At 62.9% G+C, this 20,422-nt stretch carries 19 protein-coding genes; 11 read left to right on the top strand and 8 right to left on the bottom strand.

What is annotated here, in order from left to right:
• Positions 1–2 precede the first annotated feature (2 nt).
• The 6 genes from OHD58_RS17310 (at position 3) to OHD58_RS17285 (ending at position 5,816) form a co-directional block, all read left to right on the top strand.
• The gene (locus tag OHD58_RS17310; protein ID WP_263804656.1) at positions 3–938 is read left to right on the top strand and encodes a DNA/RNA non-specific endonuclease; all 936 of its coding nucleotides are present in this window, start codon (positions 3–5) and stop codon (positions 936–938) included.
• A gap of 233 nt (positions 939–1,171) precedes the next feature.
• A complete protein-coding gene (locus tag OHD58_RS17305) occupies positions 1,172–2,464 on the top strand; it encodes an NCS2 family permease (RefSeq protein ID WP_263804655.1) in 1,293 nt (430 codons plus the stop codon).
• A 90-nt stretch (positions 2,465–2,554) separates the two neighbouring features.
• Positions 2,555–2,932 carry a fluoride efflux transporter CrcB gene (crcB, locus tag OHD58_RS17300; protein ID WP_263804654.1) on the top strand — a complete coding sequence of 126 codons (378 nt, stop codon included), beginning with the start codon at positions 2,555–2,557 and terminating at the stop codon, positions 2,930–2,932.
• A gap of 36 nt (positions 2,933–2,968) precedes the next feature.
• Entirely contained in the window at positions 2,969–3,955 is a 987-nt protein-coding gene (locus OHD58_RS17295) for an RluA family pseudouridine synthase (RefSeq protein WP_263804653.1), read from the top strand.
• A 122-nt stretch (positions 3,956–4,077) separates the two neighbouring features.
• Entirely contained in the window at positions 4,078–5,004 is a 927-nt protein-coding gene (locus OHD58_RS17290; protein ID WP_263804652.1) for a DMT family transporter, read from the top strand.
• A 2-nt stretch (positions 5,005–5,006) separates the two neighbouring features.
• Positions 5,007–5,816, top strand: a complete 810-nt coding sequence (locus tag OHD58_RS17285) for an ATP12 family chaperone protein (RefSeq protein WP_263804651.1) — start codon at positions 5,007–5,009, stop codon at positions 5,814–5,816.
• 38 nt (positions 5,817–5,854) lie between these two features.
• Here the strand turns inward: OHD58_RS17285 and OHD58_RS17280 are convergent, their stop codons facing one another.
• A complete protein-coding gene (locus OHD58_RS17280) occupies positions 5,855–6,631 on the bottom strand; it encodes a YwqG family protein (protein WP_263804650.1) in 777 nt (258 codons plus the stop codon).
• 97 nt (positions 6,632–6,728) lie between these two features.
• Entirely contained in the window at positions 6,729–6,923 is a 195-nt protein-coding gene (locus tag OHD58_RS17275) for a DUF2735 domain-containing protein (RefSeq protein ID WP_263804649.1), read from the bottom strand.
• A 297-nt stretch (positions 6,924–7,220) separates the two neighbouring features.
• Here OHD58_RS17275 and OHD58_RS17270 point away from each other — a divergent pair, with 297 nt between their 5' ends.
• Positions 7,221–8,261: a glutamine synthetase beta-grasp domain-containing protein gene (locus OHD58_RS17270; RefSeq protein ID WP_263804648.1), complete on the top strand. Its 1,041-nt coding sequence runs from the start codon at positions 7,221–7,223 to the stop codon at positions 8,259–8,261.
• Between the two features lie 60 nt (positions 8,262–8,321).
• Here OHD58_RS17270 and OHD58_RS17265 read toward each other — a convergent pair whose 3' ends face one another.
• Complete coding sequence (locus OHD58_RS17265; RefSeq protein WP_263804647.1) at positions 8,322–9,212, bottom strand: LysR family transcriptional regulator; 891 nt, start codon at positions 9,210–9,212, stop codon at positions 8,322–8,324.
• Positions 9,213–9,336: 124 nt separating this feature from the next.
• On the opposite strand from OHD58_RS17265, the gene bla reads away from it, so the two are divergent.
• The gene (bla, locus tag OHD58_RS17260; protein WP_263804646.1) at positions 9,337–10,197 is read left to right on the top strand and encodes a subclass B3 metallo-beta-lactamase; all 861 of its coding nucleotides are present in this window, start codon (positions 9,337–9,339) and stop codon (positions 10,195–10,197) included.
• A 103-nt stretch (positions 10,198–10,300) separates the two neighbouring features.
• On the opposite strand, the gene glnA is transcribed toward bla, so the two are convergent.
• Positions 10,301–11,710, bottom strand: coding sequence for a type I glutamate--ammonia ligase (gene glnA, locus OHD58_RS17255; RefSeq protein WP_263804645.1), 1,410 nt, complete (start codon positions 11,708–11,710; stop codon positions 10,301–10,303).
• A gap of 50 nt (positions 11,711–11,760) precedes the next feature.
• Entirely contained in the window at positions 11,761–12,099 is a 339-nt protein-coding gene (locus OHD58_RS17250; protein WP_263804644.1) for a P-II family nitrogen regulator, read from the bottom strand.
• 360 nt (positions 12,100–12,459) lie between these two features.
• Between OHD58_RS17250 and OHD58_RS17245 the strand changes: the two genes are divergently transcribed.
• The 3 genes from OHD58_RS17245 to OHD58_RS17235 all read left to right on the top strand — a co-directional run bounded on the left by OHD58_RS17245 (position 12,460) and on the right by OHD58_RS17235 (position 17,946).
• The gene (locus tag OHD58_RS17245) at positions 12,460–13,983 is read left to right on the top strand and encodes an NAD(P)H-hydrate dehydratase (protein ID WP_263804707.1); all 1,524 of its coding nucleotides are present in this window, start codon (positions 12,460–12,462) and stop codon (positions 13,981–13,983) included.
• 2 nt (positions 13,984–13,985) lie between these two features.
• Positions 13,986–16,001, top strand: coding sequence for a hypothetical protein (locus OHD58_RS17240; RefSeq protein ID WP_263804643.1), 2,016 nt, complete (start codon positions 13,986–13,988; stop codon positions 15,999–16,001).
• Between the two features lie 211 nt (positions 16,002–16,212).
• Entirely contained in the window at positions 16,213–17,946 is a 1,734-nt protein-coding gene (locus tag OHD58_RS17235; RefSeq protein WP_263804642.1) for a Na/Pi cotransporter family protein, read from the top strand.
• 30 nt (positions 17,947–17,976) lie between these two features.
• On the opposite strand, the gene OHD58_RS17230 is transcribed toward OHD58_RS17235, so the two are convergent.
• From OHD58_RS17230 to OHD58_RS17220, 3 genes are all read right to left on the bottom strand, one after another.
• A complete protein-coding gene (locus OHD58_RS17230) occupies positions 17,977–18,780 on the bottom strand; it encodes a DUF72 domain-containing protein (RefSeq protein WP_263804641.1) in 804 nt (267 codons plus the stop codon).
• 177 nt (positions 18,781–18,957) lie between these two features.
• Complete coding sequence (locus OHD58_RS17225) at positions 18,958–19,380, bottom strand: hypothetical protein (protein WP_263804640.1); 423 nt, start codon at positions 19,378–19,380, stop codon at positions 18,958–18,960.
• 717 nt (positions 19,381–20,097) lie between these two features.
• A complete protein-coding gene (locus OHD58_RS17220) occupies positions 20,098–20,328 on the bottom strand; it encodes a hypothetical protein (protein WP_263804639.1) in 231 nt (76 codons plus the stop codon).
• Between the last annotated feature and the right edge of the window lie 94 nt (positions 20,329–20,422).

Genomic DNA, 20,422 nt, shown 5'->3' with positions numbered 1-20,422 from the left:
AGATGCAATTTCGCAAGGCATTTGGCCCGCTCGTCGACGCAGGGGCGTTCAGGGTCACCGAGGCCCAGTTGCCGGTCGATTCTTATGAAAATCGCGACGGTTACGACCCAGCCTTCATCGACGCCGACAAGCCGTTGCCGCTGCCTGGGGCGGGCAAATGGGCCGACGATCTTGTGCCGCTCCGTGACGATGCGCTTACCACCGGCGCCGACCCGTACGAGCTCAAATACACCCATTTCTCTGTCAAGATGAGCAGGTCGCGAGGCCTGCCGATTTTCAGCGCCTGCAATATCGACGGCAAGCTCGTGAACCGCGATATCAAGCGGACCGACGTTTGGCGCCGCGACCCACGCATCGAAAGTCAGCTCCAAAACCTCCACGAGGGCTACGGCGACGAACGCCAGGGGCTTTTCAGCCGTGGCCATATGACCCGGCGCGAGGATCCCGACTGGGGCGACAAGGCTACGGCTACGCAGGCGGACGCTGATACTTTTCACATCACCAACGTCGCGCCGCAACGGCAAGGTTTTAATGCCGGCATCTGGCTCGACCTCGAAAACTATGTGCTAGAAACCACCGACAGGAACGACTACCGCGTTACAGTCATCACTGGTCCGGTCATTTCCGATGACGATCCGGTTTATTACAACCGCGGGATCCCGATCGCGTTCTGGAAGGTCCTTGCCTTCGTCAACGGCGAGACCGGCGAACTCACCACCCTCGGTTACAAGCGCTCGCAACTGACGTTTCTGCCGAGGCCGACAGGTCGGGCCTTCGTTTTCGGCGATTTTGACGACACACAAATATCGATCGCGTCGCTTGGGACCGAAACGGGGCTCGATCTCGCCGCATATGCGGATTTCGACGTGATGGCCGGAGCCGGCCCCGGTCTCGAGATACGGCTCAACAGCGTTTCCGACCTCTATCTCGTCCGCTAGCAGACAAGTCCGGCGCCTTAAAAACTTGAAACTCCTTCAAGCCAAGCGTGCTTGCGCTCGCCGCGCCAACGCGCGAAGTGGACTCCCAGGGAGGAACGATACGTGGAAGCGTGATTGTCTGGCCACAAGCCCGGCATCTCGCGCACTGTCTTGAGGTGATGCGCTGTTGATAGCGACACCCGGACATCACGCATCGGCAACGCCGCGCGAGAGCGCGGCCACCGGGAGGTATCATGCTCGAGAATTTTTTCCGGCTGACGGAACACAAGACCAGCGTGCGCACCGAGCTGATTGCCGGTGTCACCACGTTCCTGACGATGTCCTACATCATCTTCGTCAACCCCGATATCCTGTCGACCACCGGCATGGATCGCAACGCGGTGTTCGTCGCGACCTGTCTGGCCGCCGCGATCGGCTCGCTGGTCATGGGCCTGGTCGCCAACTGGCCGATCGGCATGGCGCCGGGCATGGGCCTCAACGCCTTCTTCGCCTTCACCGTGGTTGCCGCCATGGGCTTCACCTGGCAACAGGCATTGGGCGCGGTGTTCATCTCGGGCGTCATCTTCTTCATCCTCACGATAACCGGCGTGCGCTCCTGGCTGATCGCTGGCATTCCGCGCTCGCTGAGGGCGGCGATCGCGGCGGGCATCGGCCTCTTTCTCGGCATCATCGCGCTCAAGAATTCCGGTATCGTGGTCGACAATCCGGCCACCCTCATCGGTCTTGGCGACCTCAGACAGCCGGGCGCGCTGCTTGCCATTCTCGGCTTCTTCATCATTGCCGGGCTGGACGCGCTGAAGGTGCGCGGTGCGATCCTGATCGGCATACTGGTCGTCACGCTGCTTTCCATCTTCCTCGGGTTGACCCAGTTCCAGGGCATCGTATCGACGCCGCCAAGCCTGGCGCCGACCTTCCTGCAACTCGACCTGATGGGCGCGCTCAGCGTCGGCATCTTTCACGTCGTCCTGGTCTTCGTCCTGGTCGAGGTGTTCGACGCCACCGGCACGCTGATCGGCGTCGCCAAGCGGGCCGGGCTGATCGAGGAAGGCAAACCGAACAATCTCGGCAAGGCGCTGTTTGCCGACTCCACGGCGATTGCCGCCGGTTCGCTGCTCGGCACGTCGAGCACGACCGCCTATGTCGAGAGCGCGTCGGGCGTACAGGCCGGCGGCCGCACCGGCCTCACCGCGGTGGTGGTCGCCGTGCTTTTCCTGGCGTCGCTGTTCATTTCGCCGCTGGCCGCGTCGGTGCCGCCCTATGCGACGGCACCGGCGCTGCTCTACGTCGCCGGCCTGATGCTGCACGAGCTTGTCGACATCGACTGGACGGACGTGACTGAATCGACGCCGGCGGCACTCACTGCGCTTGCGATGCCGTTCACCTATTCCATCGCCAACGGCCTAGCCTTCGGCTTCATCAGCTACGTCGTGCTGAAGACCGTGACCGGCAAGGCGACGTCGGTTCACTCGGCGACCTGGCTGGTAGCGGCGCTTTTCGTCATCCGTTTCGCCTTTTTCGCGGAATAGCACTCCGAGACGGTTGCACCACGGCGGGCGCTGATGGCGCCCGTTTGTGTCGATTGACGCGGTTGACGAACGGGCCGTAGAACTGCGGCGATGTTCAATCTTATCCTTGTCGCTATTGGCGGCGCCGTCGGCGCTTCGCTTCGCCACCTCGTTAATCTTGCAGCACTGCGCGTGGTCGGCGCCGGCTTTCCCTGGGGCACGTTTGCCATCAACGTCGCCGGCTCGCTCGCGATGGGCGTGTTCATCGAACTTCTGGCGCGCCGCTTCAACGCCTCGAACGAGTTGCGCCTGTTCGTCGCCACCGGCATCCTCGGCGGCTTCACCACATTTTCCGCCTTTTCGCTGGATTTCGCCGTGCTGTGGCAGCGCGGTGAAATCGTGCCGGCCTTCGGTTATGCGCTGGGCAGCGTAATCGTCTCGATCCTCGCGCTGTTTCTGGGATTGTGGCTCGCAAGAAGTTTTTCTTGATGCTATCCCCACCGCTTCGGACTGAAAGGCGCTGAAATGGCAGCAGTGGAACAGATCGCGGTGGAAGCCGGCGAAGCGGGCATGCGGCTCGATCGCTGGTTCAAGACCCATTATCCCGGCCTCGGCTTCGTTCAGCTGCAGAAACTGCTGCGTTCGGGGCAGGTTCGGGTCGATGGCGGGCGCGCCAAGACCGATACGCGTATCGAGCCCGGCCAGCTGATCCGAATTCCGCCGCTCGGCGTCGACAAGAAGGGCGCCGACCAGCTTACAGGCCATTCGATCCGCAACCAGGACGATGCCGACGTGCTGGCCAAGATGCTGCTGCACGAGGACGACAAGGTTTTCGTCTTCAACAAGCCGGCGGGTCTGGCGGTGCAGGGCGGTTCCGGCGTGACACGGCATGTCGACGACATGCTGGAGGCTTGGCGCAACAAGAAGGGCGAGAAGCCGCGGCTGGTGCACCGGCTCGACCGCGATACGTCGGGCGTGCTTGTCGTCGCCCGCACGCGGCTTGCCGCGATGAAGCTCGCCGAGGCGTTCCGTGCCCGTGAGACGAAAAAAACCTACTGGGCGCTGGTGAAGGGCGTGCCGCCGAAACGCGAGGACAAGATCTCGACCTGGTTGGTCAAGGAACCGACCCCGGACGGCGACCGCGTGCGCATCGCCCGGCACGGCGAAAAGGGCGCCGACCACGCGGTTTCCTATTACCGCATCATCGAACAGGCGGCGCAGACCATGACCTGGCTGGAGATGGAACCCTACACCGGCCGCACCCACCAACTGCGCGTACATGCCGCGCATATCGGCTGCCCGATCATCGGCGATCCCAAATATTTCGAGGCGGACACCAACTGGGATTTTCCCGGCGGCATCCAGAACCGGCTGCATCTGCACGCCCGCCGCATTGTAATCCCGCATCCGGACAAGGGCGTCATCGACGTCACCGCGCCGATGCCGCCGCATATGCGGCAGAGCTGGAACCTGATCGGCTTCGACGAGCAGAGCGCCAGCGACGAGAGCTGAGCGAGCCGGGCGTTTCGCTCCATCTCAATCTTTGCGCCCACGACAACCGGGCGTTGGATCATGCTTCCAGCCGGTCGCTGGTGTAACTGGAACACGCTCGACGTGAGCGTGGAGGAATTTGGATGAGCGGCGCCACCCAGACTTTCGACCGCCGCGACGCCGTCGACACGGCAGCGGTCGGCTTCATGATCCTGCTGACCTTTTCCTGGGGCCTGAACGGCGTCGCGGCGAAGCTTGCCAATGAAGGCTACAATCCGATCTTCCTCAACGTGGCGCGCTCGGCGATCGCCGGCGTGCTGGTGTTCCTGTGGTGCCGCTACCGCGGCATCCCGCTGTTCCGGAATGACGGCACGCTGTGGGCTGGCATTGCCGCCGGCATCCTGTTCGGGTCGGAATTCACGCTGATCTTCGTCGGCCTTGAATACACCACGGTGGCGCGCAGCTCGCTACTGGTCAACACCATGCCGTTCTGGATACTGATCGGCGCGCACTTCCTGCTCGGCGAACGTATGTCGGTGCAGAAATTCCTCGGCCTGCTGCTGGCTTTCGGCGGCGTGGTGCTCATCTTTTCCGACAAGCTCAGCATTCCAGGCCCCGATGCGTTGACCGGAGATCTGCTCAGTCTTGGCGCCGGGCTGTTGTGGGCATTGACCACGCTGGTGATCAAAGGGACGAAGCTGCAAACCGCCAGCGCGGAGAAAGTTCTGCTCTATCAGCTCGCCGTCTCGGCGCTGATGGCGATCCCGCTGGTGCCCCTGGCCGGACCGATGCTGCGGGAGGTGGCGCCGCTCGCGACCGGCGCCTTGCTGTTCCAGGCGATCTACGTTGTTGCCTTCACCTACATCCTTTGGTTCTGGCTGATGCGGCGCTACCCGGCGGCGGGATTGTCGAGCTTCACCTTTCTGACGCCCGCTTTCAGCGTTATATGCGGCTGGCTGCTGCTCGATGAGCCCCTGACCTGGAAGATCTTCCTGGCGCTCGGGCTGATCGGGGCGGGGCTGATCATCGTCAACCGGCCGGTACGCAAGCAGGTGCCGGCAGCGGAGTAGCCATGCGCGATATCCTCAACGACCTCGAAGCGGGGAAATACCTTTCCGATCCCGACCCGGTGCGCCGCGCGCAGATCCAGATGAAGACGCCGCTGCCGAAGCGTTTCTACAAGGACGTTTCGGTCGCCGCGCTGATCGATGGCGAGGGTTTCGCCGTGCATCTCGACGGCAAGCCGGTACGCACGCCGGCAATGGTCATCCTCACGTTGCCGACTGAAAATGCAGCACAGCTGGTCGCCGGCGAATTCGCCGGGCAGGGCGAAAACATCGACCCGGTGTCGATGCCGGTGACGCGTCTCGTCAACACGGCGATCGACGGTGTCGCGCAGGATCCGCAGGCCGTTCTGGAAGACATCCTGCGCTTCTCATCGACGGACCTGCTCTGCTATCGCGCCGATGCGCCCGAAAATCTCGTCGCGAGGCAGGTGGAGGCCTGGGACCCGGTGATCGACTGGGCGCGCGCGACACTCGGCGCGCGTTTCGTGCTCGCCGAGGGCGTGATGCACGTCGAACAGCCGCGCGAGGCGATTGGCGCCATCGGCATCCATCTGAAGATGCGCGACGAGCCGCTGCGGCTGGCGGCACTGCACCTGATGACGTCGCTGACGGGATCGGCACTGCTGGCGCTGGCGGTCGACGCGGGCGAACTGGATGTCGAGCAGGCTTGGACCGCGGCGCATGTCGATGAGGACTGGAACATCGAGCATTGGGGCGAGGATTCCGAGGCCGTCCACCGCCGCAGGATGCGCAAGGCGGATATGCTGGCGGCGGCACGGTTGATCGAGGCGCTGAACAGAACTCTACTTGAGTGAGCGTACTCAACTCAGAGTTCAATCACCGGGACGGCATGTCAATGGCACTGGAGCACGAGCCAGCATTGCGAGAAATCGCGGCGCTGCAGCGCATCCTCTTTGATCCAGAAATAGATCATGCCGCTGTCGCCCCACATAAGGTCGAGTTCTTCAATGCTGGGCACCTGGGCCAAAAGCCGCCATTTGTGCGCATTGGCTGTGGCTTGTATTCCTTCGGGTGATTGGTAAGCCTCCGGTGTGCCGGCCTGTAGTCCCGACGAAGCCATTTCGCATTCGGCCTCCATGCTGTTTTGGATCACACTGGGATGACCGCCAACCTGGCCGTCGATGTTCCGCGAATCTTCGTGGATTTCATTCAGTTCGAAACGATCTTCCGCCGTTAGCGACAACTGGTCCAGCCGAGGCGACCATGCGTCCGGAAGTGTCACGATCTGTTCGAACGTTAATCCCAAACGTCTGAATGTATGGCTGCCAGAGGGAGCCACCATGGGCAAGGTCGCATCGATATCCTCAATGTATACGACGGCCGAGCAACCATGATCCTCGGGCTGAAACCCCCAAGGTTGTGTTTCGGTGTCGTAGAAAAACAACAGACATCCTGCTTTTGGCAGATCGAGCCCAGGGTCCAGTTTGGCAAATGTCGCAAGATCCAGCTTTAGCAGGAAATCCAGCGGCCGGCCGCCGTAGGTTGGCCACGTGAAGCCGTTGGGGGCCAAGGGCTGGCCTCCCACATGGGACGCAGCAGAAAAAGGTTCGTCCTGAGTGACGAACCTTATCGCGGGCCATCTTAAACTGTCGGGCAAGCTAACGGACATGTTACCAGACTAGGCGGAGCGAACTCTCCAGACAATATCGACGTCCTTCAGCAGGCCGCATGACCGCTTCGAACGCGAACGGCCTTAGCCGATCCACCTACTGCTTGATGCTGGTTTCTTCCTCGATCGCCGCCTGGTGATACCATGCATCGCCGCTGACGATCTTCTGCGAACGCAACGCCGCCACCTCTGCCGCGAATTTGGCCTGCCTGCTCAAATTATTGGCAGCGGCGCGCTTTGCTGTGGGGAACGTCAGGATCTGGGCCGACTGGCGATGCTGGGTCGTATCCATCGTCGGTTTCCTTCCAAACCGGAGCCTTTCCGATTCATGTATAACGCAAGATAGTTGCTGCAAGTGATTTGAGCAATATGCTTATTTTAGCATCATGATTTGACTATTTATTGTGCAGAGGCGTCGCCTGATTGGTGGAATGGCAGAACTTTGCATCGGCCGCGCGAATCCTTGTTCCGAAGTGTCAAACTGCCGGCCGACTGGCACGCTGATTGCTTGTCATCGTTCGGCAGATCGGCCGCTTGTGGTCGAACGCATCGGAACCCATTGCGTTCCACTCATCGATGAGAGGTTAGAATGACGAAATACAAACTCGAGTATATCTGGCTGGACGGATACACTCCTGTTCCCAATTTGCGCGGCAAGACGCAGGTCAAGGAGTTCGCCGAATTCCCGACGCTGGAGCAACTGCCGCTGTGGGGCTTCGATGGATCCTCGACGATGCAGGCCGAGGGCCGTTCGTCGGACTGCGTGCTGAAGCCCGTCGCGCTCTATCCCGATCCGGCCCGCACCAACGGCGTGCTTGTCATGTGCGAAGTGATGATGCCGGACGGCGTCACGCCGCATGAATCCAACAGCCGCGCCACCATTCTCGACGACGAGGGCGCTTGGTTCGGTTTCGAGCAGGAATATTTCTTCTACAAGGATGGCCGCCCGCTCGGCTTTCCCGAATCCGGCTATCCGGCGCCGCAGGGCCCTTACTACACCGGCGTCGGCTACAAGAACGTCGGCGACGTTGCCCGCAAGATCGTCGAGGAGCATCTCGACCTTTGCCTGGCAGCCGGCATCAACCATGAGGGCATCAACGCCGAGGTTGCCAAGGGCCAGTGGGAGTTCCAGATCTTCGGCAAGGGCTCGAAGCGGGCCGCCGACCAGATCTGGATGGCGCGCTACCTGCTGCTGCGGCTGACCGAAAAGTACGGCATCGACATCGAGTTCCACTGCAAGCCGCTCGGCGACACCGACTGGAACGGCTCGGGCATGCACGCCAATTTCTCGACCGCCTATATGCGCGAAGTCGGCGGCAAGGAATACTTCGAGGCGCTGATGGCGGCGTTCGAGAAGAACCGCGCCGACCACATCGCCGTCTACGGCCCGGACAACCACATGCGCTTGACCGGCAAGCACGAGACGCAGTCGATCCACACCTTCTCCTACGGCGTGGCCGACCGCGGCGCGTCGATCCGCGTGCCGCACTCCTTCGTCAACAACGGCTACAGGGGATACCTGGAAGACCGCCGCCCGAACTCGCAGGGCGACCCTTACCAGATCGCCTCGCAGATCCTGAAGTCGATCTCGGAAGTGCCGCTCGGCGCCGAGAACAAGGCAGCCGCGTAAGCGCGCACGGCACCGATCGTGAACTGAAAACCCCGGCTCGACGCCGGGGTTTTCTTTTGGCTAGCCGGAGGGATTTGCCGCCGCCACCTGTTGCAGGAGCCAGGACCTGAACGCGTCCATGGCGCCTGTGGTGCTCTTGGTCTGCAGCTTTGTCAGCCAGTAACTCCCCGTTGAGATCGAGGTGGCGAAAGGCTGGACGATCGCGCCTGTCGCAAGCAGCCGCGCAAACATGAGGGGCGGTGCGAGTGCGATGCCGACGCCCTGGACGGCGGCTTCCATCATCGTGAGCGAGGAATCGAAGACCATTCCACGCAATGGCGACGGCGGGCTCTTCAGGCCGGCGGCGGCAAACCAGCCGGACCATTCGTCGCTTCGATAGGACCGAAGCAGCGTTTGCCGGGCAACGTCCTCGGGCAAAGAAATCCCCGCCGCGATTTCGGGCGTGCAAAGCACCGAGAGCGGCGCTCCGAACAGTTCCATTGCATCCAGCCCGTGCCAGGCGCCGGACCCAAAGCGGATTGCATAATCGAGCCCCTCGGCGGCGATGTCGACGCGATTGTTGTTGGTCGAGAGCCTGAGGTCGACGAACGGCGCCTCGTTCTTGAAGGTTTCGAGGCGCGGCAGAAGCCAGCCCACGGCAAAGGTCCCGACGGCGCCGAGCGTCAGCACTTCGCGGACGTGGCCGTCCTCGAAACGGTCGAGCACGTCACCGATACGGTCGAAGGAATCACGCACCACCGGCAGCAGCGCCTGGCCTTCCTCCGTGACCATCAGGCCGCGAGGCAGGCGTCGGAACAGCGAAACGTTCAGCATTTCCTCGAGATGTTTCACCTGGTGGCTTACTGCCGCCTGTGTCACGCAGAGTTCGATCGCCGCGCGGGTGAAGCTGAGATGCCGGGCAGATGCCTCGAAAGCCCGCAGCGCATTGAGCGGAAGTCGAGGCCTGTCCATGATGCACCCTAAATTTTCTAATGTCCCGCTTGAGATATCATCGTTTGTAGCTGTGGGGCAGGGCGATTACCAGTCGTCGCCGCCCCCAAGGCAAAATTGACGACTATCGAGGAGACTGAAAGACATGAGAAAAATCTTGGCATTCGCTGCCCGCCTGTGCGCTACGGCCATCGCGATGTCGGCGTCCGCCGCCAGGGCGCAACAGCCCGCCGCGTGGGCTGAGCCGACTGAACCGTTCGAGATCGTGGACGGCATCTACTATGTCGGGACCAAGGGGCTGGCGTCGTACCTGATCGTGTCGGGCGACAAGGGGATCCTCCTCGACGGCACGCTGAAGGAAAATGTCGAACCCATCGAGCAGAACATCCAGTCGCTGGGGTTCAGGCTCGAGGATGTGGAGATCATCATCAATAGCCACGCCCATTTCGACCACGCGGCGGGAATTGCACAACTGAAAGCCGATACGGGCGCGCAGGTGATGGCCATGGCAGAGGAGCGCTCCGCGCTGGAGAAAGGCAGGCACGAGGGTGACAACAAGTACGGCGCGACCAGGTTTCCGGCGGTCAAGGTGGATCGGGCGCTGAAGGACGGCGACATCGTCTCGGTTGGCAATGTCGAGCTTACGGCGATGCATACGCCGGGCCATACCAAGGGCTGCACCACCTGGGCCACGAGCGTCAGGCATGGAGAAGCCACGCTGAAGGTGGTGTTTCCCTGCAGCCTTACCGTTGCCGGAAACAGACTGGTCGGCAACAAGGGCCATCCCGCGATCGTCGAGGACTACAGGAAGAGCTTCGACCGGCTCCAGTCCACGAAAGCGGACATCGTGCTGCCGGCCCATCCCGAGTTTGTCGATCTTTTCGGCCGGAAGGCAAAACGCGACGCGGGCGCCGACGATGCCTTCGTCGACCCGGCAATGCTGCGGAAGCTGGTCGAGACGTCGCGCGCGGCGTTTGAAAAGGAACTCAAGGCTGCAAAGAAGTGACCCTTTGGCGCGCGCAAGGATTGCGCGAGCAGATGAAAATGAAAGGCCCCGGCGTCTTGCGCCGGGGTCTTTATTTTGCGGGTTCGGTGCGCGTGATGCGCGCTTAGACCGAATAGTACATGTCGTATTCGACGGGGTGCGGGGTCATTTCGAAACGCATGACCTCGGCCATCTTCAGCTCGATGTAGCTGTCGATCTGGTCGTCGTCGAAGACACCGCCGGCCTTCAGGAAGCCGCGGTCCTTGTCGAGGCTTTGCAGGGCTTCGCGCAAGCTGCCGCAGACAGTCGGGATCTTCTTCAGCTCCTTCGGCGGCAGGTCATAGAGATCCTTGTCCATCGGCTGGCCGGGGTGGATCTTGTTCTTGATCCCGTCGAGGCCGGCCATCAGCATGGCCGCGAAAGCGAGATAGGGATTGGCGCCCGGATCGGGGAAGCGCACCTCGACGCGCTTCGATTTCGGCGACGAGCCGAACGGAATGCGGCAGGAGGCCGAACGGTTGCGCGCCGAATAGGCGAGCAGCACCGGCGCCTCATAGCCTGGCACCAGCCGCTTGTAGGAGTTGGTCAGCGGGTTGGTGAAGGCGTTGATCGCCTTGGCGTGCTTGATGATGCCGCCGATGTAGAACAGGCAGCTTTCCGACAGGCCGGCATATTCATTGCCGGCAAAGGTCGGCTTGCCGCCCTTCCAGATCGACTGGTGCACATGCATGCCCGAGCCGTTGTCGCCGAACACCGGCTTCGGCATGAAGGTCGCCGTCTTGCCGTAGGCGTTGGCGACCTGGTGCACGACGTACTTGTAGATCAGCATCTTGTCGGCGTTGCGGACCAGCGTGTCGAACTTGATGCCGAGCTCGTGCTGGGCGGCCGCCACCTCATGGTGATGCTTCTCGACGCGCACGCCCATCTCGGTGAGCACGGTCAGCATCTCGGAACGCATGTCCTGCGCCGAATCGATCGGCGGCACCGGGAAGTAGCCGCCCTTGATACGCGGGCGGTGACCCATGTTGCCGGTCTCGTAATCGGTGTCGTCGTTGGACGGCAGCTCGGTCGAGTCCAGCTTGAACCCGGTGTTGTAGGGGTCGGCCTTGTACTTGACGTCGTCGAAGACGAAGAACTCGGCTTCTGGGCCGACATAGATGGTGTCGCCGATGCCTTCGGCCTTCATGTAGGCTTCGGCCTTCTTGGCGGTGCCGCGCGGATCGCGGTTGTAGGCTTCGCCGGAGACCGGATCGAGGATGTCGCACAGGATGACCATGGTCGACTGGGCGAAGAACGGGTCCATGTGGGCCGTCTCGGTGTCGGGCATCAGCACCATGTCGCTTTCGTTGATGGCCTTCCAGCCGGCGATCGAGGAGCCGTCGAACATGACGCCGTCGGCGAACATGTCTTCCTCGACCTCGACGACGTCCATCGTCACGTGCTGCAGCTTGCCCTTCGGATCGGTGAAGCGCAGGTCGACGAATTTCACGTCGTTGTCCTTGATCTGCTTCATGATGTCTTTGGCTGTCGTCATTGTGCGTTTCCCTGTGTGATGACGTTTGGAAAGAACCCGGTTGTCGCGGGTCAGATGGCGTCGATGCCGGTTTCGCCCGTGCGGATGCGCACGACTTCCTCGATGTTGGAGACAAAAATCTTGCCGTCGCCGATGCGGCCCGTCTGCGCCGCCTTGCGGATGGCATCGATGGCGCCTTCGACGGATTCATCGCCGAGCACCAGTTCGATCTTCACCTTGGGCAGGAAGTCGACCACATATTCGGCGCCGCGATAAAGCTCGGTGTGACCCTTCTGGCGGCCGAACCCCTTGGCTTCGGTGACGGTGATGCCTTGCAGCCCGGCTTCCTGGAGGGCTTCCTTCACCTCATCGAGCTTGAACGGTTTGATGATCGCTTCGATCTTTTTCATTCAAAAATGGCCTCCTCTGGACAAAAACGAGGTGCGAAGACCCCGTTTCGCTCTTCATCTAGCACGAAGTGTGCCAATCACATGCATTCGCAGCAATTTTGCACGGAAACGGTTTGGCCGGCGGAAGTTTGTTTTCCGGTCGCGTTTTGGCGTCGTTGGCGGCCTTTCCTTGTGTTTTCTCAATTCATATGCATGAGCATGGGTTCCGGCGCTTTGGCTAATTTTTGTGCATGCTGACCGAAATATGGGCAAATGACGACGGCTGCGCCCACGCGTGGGGCAAGATGTATTTCTCCGGCCGGCTGCCGATTCCGACATTCGCGCGAATGTGCTACCGCAAGATGAAAGCAGGCGGCTGTCATCATGCATCGACTTCTGACACCGAACGAAATGGCCGAGGCTGACGGGCTGACCATCGAGAGCGGCCGCTTCAGCGGCTATGCTTTGATGCAACGGGCCGGCGGGGCCGTGGCCGCCGTGATCCTGGAACGCTTTCCCACCGCCAGCCATGTCGACGTGCTGTGCGGTCCCGGCAACAATGGCGGCGACGGCTATGTGATCGCATCCCTACTCGGGCAATCGGGTGTCGACGTGCGGTTGTGGAGGTCGCAAGCGCCGAAGGCTGGCACCGACGCCGCGCTGGCCGCCGACGCCTGCACCTTGCCTGCGCGACAGCTTGGCGAATTTCATGCCGAACCGGGCACGCTGGTCGTCGATGCACTATTCGGAGCCGGCCTGTCGAAACCGCTGGAGGGCGACTATGCCCGCGTCGTCGAAGATGTTGCCGACGCCGGGGTGCCGGTGGTTGCGGTCGATCTGCCGTCGGGCGTTTCGGGCGAGAGCGGTACGGTACTGGGGGCCGCGATAAAGGCCGATGTCACGGTCACCTTCTTCCGCAAGAAGCCGGGGCACCTGCTTTATCCCGGACGCGCCTTCTGCGGCGAAACGATCGTCGCCGATATCGGCATCGCCGCGGACGTGCTCGAAACGATCGGCCCTTCCTGCTTCGAAGACGCTCCGGATCTTTGGATCGGAGAATTTCCGGTGCCGGATTTGGACTCGCACAAATATTTACGCGGCCATGTCGGCGTCTTTTCGGGTGGTCCGGCCTCGACCGGTGCGGCGCGGCTTTCCGCGATGGCTGCGGCGCGGGCGGGGGCAGGGGCGGTTACGGTGCTTTCGCCGGCCAATGCGCTGGCGGTGAACGCCATGCATCTCACCTCGACCATCCTGCGCAAGACCGACAGTCTCGAAGACGTCCAGGAATTCCTTGCCGAACGCAAACCGCGCTCGCTGGTGTTCGGTCCCGGCCTCGGCACGCACAACAAGGTCGGCGACTTCGGCCTGCAGATGATCGCCGGCGCGGCCGGCATCGTGAAGGGCATTGTCTGCGACGCCGACGCGATCACGGTCTTTTCGCGCATCGCGGAGGAATTTTTCGCCGCGGCACGGATCGACTGCGCGCCGGCAATCGTCATCACTCCGCATGAGGGCGAGTTCGCCCGGCTGTTTCCGGATCTCACGGCCGGCGAAATCCCGTCGAAAGTGGAGAGGGCACGTGCGGCGGCGAAACGGGCCAATGCGACGATCGTCTACAAGGGACCCGACACGGTGATCGCCGCGCCGGACGGGCGTGCGGCGATCAACGGCAACGGCACGCCCCTGCTGGCGACTGCCGGCTCCGGCGATATCCTGTCGGGAATCATCGCCGCGCTGCTTGCCCAGAAGATGCCGGCGTTCGAGGCAGCGAGTGCCGCGGTCTGGCTGCATGCCGAAGCGGCACGCCGCTTCGGACCCGGACTGATCGCCGAAGACCTGCCGCTTGCGTTGTTGCCCGTGCTGCGCGATCTTTTCGGAAGAAAGAACCGGGCAGGGGTTTTTTAGGCATGGCTCGCCGGTTTGGCGCTGTTTTCGGCATCCTGATCTGTCTGCTGACAGGGATCGCTGCGGCGCGCGTGGAAGGCGGAAGCCCCGTTATTCATGTCGACGATCCCGCCGTCCTCGCCGTGCTGGAAAAGCGCGGCTACGGATTCCAGGGCCTGTTCGGCGATGGCGGCGACGGCAACCTGAAGAGCCTCTACGAGAAAGCCCCGGCCTATCGCGCGATCGTCGATACGATCGACGCGGACATTGCAGCGCTGCGCGCCGAGATGAAGGCGGGAGGACGGCCGCTGCACGAGGTGACCGCCGACAATGTCGGCCGCGTCATGGACATGCGCTGGCTGAAGACCGAAGCCGCCCGGCTGCGGTTGGTCGGCGTCGTCAACCGGCTCGACCGCCGTGATTTCGCGGCGTTGCGCGGCGAAACCGGCTGCGGCGAGGTGCGCTTCATCTACCGGCTCGCCTACGACTTCAAGCGCGGCAAGCGGCGGCTCGCTTCGCGCATGCCGTTCAATTTCAACGCCGTCTATTCGGCGGCGACGGACGCCGACGGCGGCTGCACCGGTGTCGCCGGGCTGTGGTCGCCGCAGGTCGATGAAAGCGTCGACGCCGGCTGGCTCGCCGGCGGGCCTGCCGACCCGTCCGATCTGACCTTCAAGCAGCTAGAACTCAATGCCCAGGTGGTGCGCTTTCCGTCCGGCCAGGAAACGCAGTTCGGCGGCCAGGCGGCCTATCTGATGCGCATCTTCGGCATCGATGGCGGCACCGTCACCGAAAGGCCGCTCGAAAACACGCCCGATGCGGCCAAGCTTGTCGCAAATGCCGGACTGAAGAAACAACTGGCGGACTATGTCGCCGGCAACCTCGCAGCGATCGATCGCGGCGTCTACGAGATCCCGGATGCGTTCCTGGCGCGCAAGGTGATCTCCTTCTCCACCTTCGGCAGCGTCAGGCAAGCCAATCATCCGTTCACGCCGCTGTTCAAGCCCGAGGATTTCGCCGGGCTGGATTTTTCCGCGGCGCAACTTGTCCGCTCGCCGGAAGCGTTGATCGAACGGCTGGACAACGGCGCCTGCCAGGGCTGCCACCAGTCCGGTTCGACCGCCGGTTTCCATTTCATCGGCCTCGACGACACGTCGACCTCGCCGCTCAACCGCATCGAGGTCGGCATCTCTCCGCATCTGGCCGCCGAGATCTCGCGTCGCCAGGCCTATGTGCGCGCGGTGGCGTCGGACAGCGAGCCGAACCGTTTCCGGCCGCTGTCGTCGGCGCCGCCGGCAAGCTGGGAGGGCGAGGTCGCCTATCGGCCGGCCGGCGCCGGCATGCCGTGTTTCATGCCGGACGACGCTAAGCACTTCGGCGAAAACTGGCAATGCGGCGGCGGCACTGTCTGCACGCCGCTGGCGACGGCCACCGGCGTGCGCATGAAGCTCGCGCAATGCTTGCTGCCCAAGGATTCGGACGCGATGTTTTCCGGCCATCCCTGCCTCAGCGGCGAGATCGCCTCCAACGCGGCTGAACCGTACAACGATCGTTACAAAATCACCGGCCAGTTCGCGGCGTTTTCGCCGGCCATCAGCCGCACCGGCTACACCTGCCGCCCGCCCAAGATCGGCGTGCCCGCCGGCCTTGCCTACCGCGGCTGCGACGAGAAGGACCGCAGCTTCGCCAACTTCAAGGCCGGCAAGCCGATGCCGCGCGAAATCTGCGGCCTTGTCGGTGGCAAGAAGTTCGACATCTGCGTCGCCACCAACAATTTCGACCAGTGCCTCGGCGGCGCCGTCAACCGCGGCAACCGCCCCGCCTGCTCGGCCGAGCATTTCTGCCGCGAGGATTTTATGTGCCAGTCGCTACCGCCGGATACGCCGGGCATCGCCAAGGTCAAGGGCATCGGTTTCTGTTCTCCGACCTATTTCATCTTCCAGATGCGCATCGACAACCACACGACTCCATGGCCGGCTCCGGTACGCGCCACGATGGGCGCCGGATTGGACGCGGCGATGGACGCCACCTCGGAGTAGCCCGTCCGTCTTGGAAGACACGTCCCGACATCGTCATTAACCCGTTACACGACCGCCATACGGTTCGGCGTGCAGGCCACTGCCGCGCGGCCGGGGATCGCGCGTGGGACGTTCAGGGACAGATGCCACTCTGACCGGCTTTCCGCCGGACGGCGAAGCATTGCCCGGATCACCTGCATCTTCGTTGCCGATCCTCGTGGAGCGCATCGTTATGGACATCGATATTTTCAAGGACATCATCGTGCCGGTGATCGGCGGGCTGGGCATCTTCATGCTCGGCCTGGAATTCATGGCCAACGGCATTCAGGCGCTGTCGGTCAATTCGATGCGCAATTTCCTTGCCCGTGCGGCAGGCACGCCGATCAAGGGTGTCCTGGCCGGTACGCTGATCACCGGCGTCATCCAGTCGAGCACGGCGATGACGGTGATGGTCGTCGGCCTTGTCAACGCAGGCGTCGTCGGCTTGCGGCCCGCCATCAGCGTCATCATGGGCGCCAACATCGGCACCACGCTGGGTAACGGCCTGATCGCATTGCCGCTCGGGCCGCTCGGACTGATCTTCGCCGGCATCTTCGCGCTGGTCTACTGCTTCGCCAAGAACGAGAAGCTGCGCAACATCGCGCTGGCTTGCATGGGGTTTGCGCTGATCTTCTACGGCCTCAACCTGATGACCGGCGGCCTCAAGCCGCTGCGCAACATGCCCGAGGTGATGGACCTGCTGCAGACCTTGCAGGCCGACTCCTACGGCAACCTGTTGAAGTGCGTGCTGATCGCCGCCGGCGTTACCGCAATGATCCACTCGTCGTCGGCCACCATCGGCATTGTCATGGGCCTAGGTGCTGCCGGCGTCGTCGACTGGACCACGGCTGTGGCCTTCTCCCTGGGCGCCGATCTCGGCACCACCATCACCTCGTGGATGGCGTCCCTCAACCTGTCGAAGAATGCCAAGCGCGCCGCCTATGCGCACATCTCCTTCAACATCATCGGCGTCTGCATCACCGTGCCGCTGTTCTTCGTTTCGATCACGGTCCTGCAGTGGGCGATGCAGGCCTTCGGCCTGGGCGATCCAAGCGTCCCGGTTATCGTCGACGGCAAGGAAACCTTCCCGCTGGTGCCGGTCGCGGTGGGCCTCTACTCCACGGTGTTCAATATCTTCAACACCGCGCTGCTGTTCCCCTTCGTCGGCGTGTTCGAGCGGGTGCTGTCGCGCATCGGCCACACCCAGGCCGAAGACATCGAGGATTATTCGACGCCGAAGTTCCTCGACCGCGGGCTCGCCAATGACTTCGCCAAGGCGGTTCCGGTGGTGCAGCAGGAGACCGCCCGCCATCTGGAAGCCGGCGCCAAGTTTCTCGACATTGCGCGCGGGGCCAAGTCGGCGCCCTCCGACCCCGGCGAACATTATCTCGCCACCGATATTCTCAGCCGCGACATCCGCTCCTATACCGCATCGCTGATGAAGGAGGACCTGCCCTACGAGCAGCTCGACCTTATCGCCAGCCTGATCGAGGAGGCGGACTTCACCGCAGCACTGACGGAATCGATGCATCAGGTCGCGCGCCGCGTGAAGCGGGAGAAGTTCGGCAGCCAGGCGCAGGTCATCGTCGATGCCGCGCTCAACAGGCTCGACGCCTCGCTGCGCGACATCCTGCCGGACTATGGCGTCGCCGATCCGAAGATGCCGGCCGGCCATGTCAGCCGCCCGGAGGTCGAGGAGCTTCGCGCCCGCACGCTGGCTCTCGGGCCGAACGCCGGTGCGGCCGAACGCGGCACCATCCTGGCGCTGCTCGGCTCGGTCGAGCGCGCCGAGATCCTGATCCGCCGCATCGATGCCGAGCGCGGCTCGGTCAACCGGCAGTCGGTCGTGGCGCGCGTGGCGGCACGCCGGGAAAGCCGCGAGCAGCCGGTGGAGACCGGCGGCTTGAACCCGGTTCCGGCCGAGTGAGGCGTCGTCACCGTCGCCTGGGCAGGGCTTCTACACCCGCTCCATGAAGGCCATGGCGCCGTGCGGGGCGTGCACCTTGCCGGAGGTGATGAAGTAGACGAAGACGTCACGCGGCGTCACCGGCGCATCGGTTGCCGGATCGGCGCGCGGCAGGTCGACCGGCACCTTGCCTTCCGCCCAGGTTTTTGCCCGCACCGCCCAGGCGTCGAGGGCGCTGGGCTTGTAGCAGGTGGGGATCTCGTCCGAGCCGGTCTGCAGACGGGCATAGACGAAATCGCCGGTGACGTCGGCGATCGCCGGGTATTTCTCGTGGTCGGCATAGACGATCGCCACATTGTGCTTGCGCGCCAGCGCCACGAATTCCGGCACGACGAAACTCTCGTTGCGCACCTCGACCGCGTGGGAGAGTTTCACGCCGTCCTGCTTTTCCGGCAAAAGCTTCAGGAATGCCCCGAAATCGTCGGCGTCGAATTTTTTTGTGGGCATGAACTGCCACAGGATCGGCCCGAGCTTTTCGCCCAGCGCCGCCACGCCCGACTCCAGGAAGCGCATCATGGACTCGCCGGCCTCGCCGAGCACGCGGCGGTTGGTGACGAAGCGGTTGCCCTTCAGCGCATAGACAAAACCCTCCGGAGCCTCGCTCGCCCATTTGACGAAGGTCGGCTCCTTGAAGCTCGAATAATAGGTTCCGTTGACCTCGATGGTCGGCACCTGGCGCGAGGCAAAGTTGAGCTGCTTCGCCTTGGCGAGCTTTTCCGGGTAGAAAGACGTATCCCACGGCTCGAAAGTCCAGCCGCCCATGCCGGCGCGGATTGTTCCGGATTTTTTGGTCATGCCAATGCTCCCGATACAGGACGCGCAAAGTGCGCGGCCCGGCGGGATTTGTCCACCCGGAACAAGATGGCTGCTGACATGCGGCAAGCAGGGGACGGACGATTTTCAGACGCAGAGTTTCGTTGCCGCTCAACGGGTCGAGCAAGCCGAACCGGACGGAAATGCCGAAAAATGGCGTCAGGACGTGTCGCGGACCATGCCCACCCAGCCGAGGAAGCGGCGTCGGGAAGGGCCGGAGGGACATGTTCGCGAAAGCGCGGTCGCGTGGCGCGGCGTGTGCGGTGTCGGCACGCCGCCGTTAAGCCAAGCATGCAGCAGCAGCGCCGCGGTGGCGCGAAAGCTGATGGCGAGGTGGAAAAGGGCGCCGGTGCCATCGCCGATCTCCGGGGGCGCGGGCGTCTGCTTCGATGGGTGCGGGTCGGCTGCGTCCGCCGGGATGTCCAACAGTCTGAGCGCGACACAGTGTGCCGGCAGCAAAATCCACAGGAGGGTGAGACGCACGGCCAGAGGGCGCAACGCGGCCCGCTCGGCGAGCGAGGCGAGGCCGAGGAGAAGCGCGACGATGCGGGCCAGTATGTCGTGGTCGGGGCTTCGGGTCATCGCACACTCCTTTCTGAGGTGTATTGTGATGCAGGAAAGAGGGGTGGGGATAAATTTGGGCGAAAATTTTTGCGGGGGGTGCGAAGCGCGTCTCTTCGCCTGTGGAAGAGAAAGCGATTTCAATGGCTTGGACCGGAGTGTAGGCCGGTGCGCCCCTTCTCCCCTTGTGGGAGAAGGTGTCGCCGTCTCGCAAACGCAGTGAGCGAGAGATAAGGCGACGGATGAGGGGTGTTGGCAGGATCGCCAGCGCTGCCGCGTTCCAATGCCGCGCGCTGAACTTGGCTATATCTCGCTCCGTCCAACACCCCTCATCCGACCTCGTTCCGCTCGGCCACCTTCTCCCACAAGGGGAGAAGGGTAACGTCGACGGGCGTCTTCGTTTGGCGGGACGATCTGCCTCGGTTCATTTCGGTGAGAAGGAGCAATGACGATGAAGAAAGAGCCTATCGCGCTCGCGGCTGATCCCGCCGACGCCGAGGATTTCGACGTACCGCCGAAGGGCTGGAGCACGGCCAGCGCTCGCGGCTGATCCGCACCACCCGCACCGCGCTCGGCCTGTCGCAGAGCGAGTTTGCCGGGCGGTTTCGTGTTCCGGTCGGCACGCTGCGCGACTGGGAACAGGCGCGCGTCAGCCCGCCCGACTTCGCTGTCGCCTATGTGAAGGTGATCGGAAATATCCGGAGATGGTGGCGAAGGCGGTGGCGTGAAGGCGCCTCCTCAAGCGGAGAAGGCCACCGTCACGCCGCGTTGGCGGAAATACGACTGCATCATCTTTCTGCCTGCTCGGTTATTTTGGGCGAGTCGGGCCGGGTCGACCACGGCCTCCGTCAGGCCCTCGCGCTTCAGCGCTGCCTTCAGCGTCGCGATATGAGCGTCGAGATCGGCATTGTCTGCATTAAGCGATTGATAGATGGCCTCTGTCGCCTCTGCCACGGTCGGTTCGCTCATGCGCAGTCCTTTCACAGTTATGTGCCCGCCGTTAGCACGGTTCTGGGCATCAGCGAAGTGGGGAAAGCAGCGTCGCGCGGCGGGTGGGCTATCG

The sequence above is a fragment of the Mesorhizobium sp. ZC-5 genome (assembly GCF_025753855.1).
Taxonomy (GTDB): Bacteria; Pseudomonadota; Alphaproteobacteria; order Rhizobiales; family Rhizobiaceae; genus Neomesorhizobium.
The sequence above is the reverse complement of the archived record's forward strand: the minus strand, read 5'-3'. Positions and strand labels throughout refer to the sequence as shown.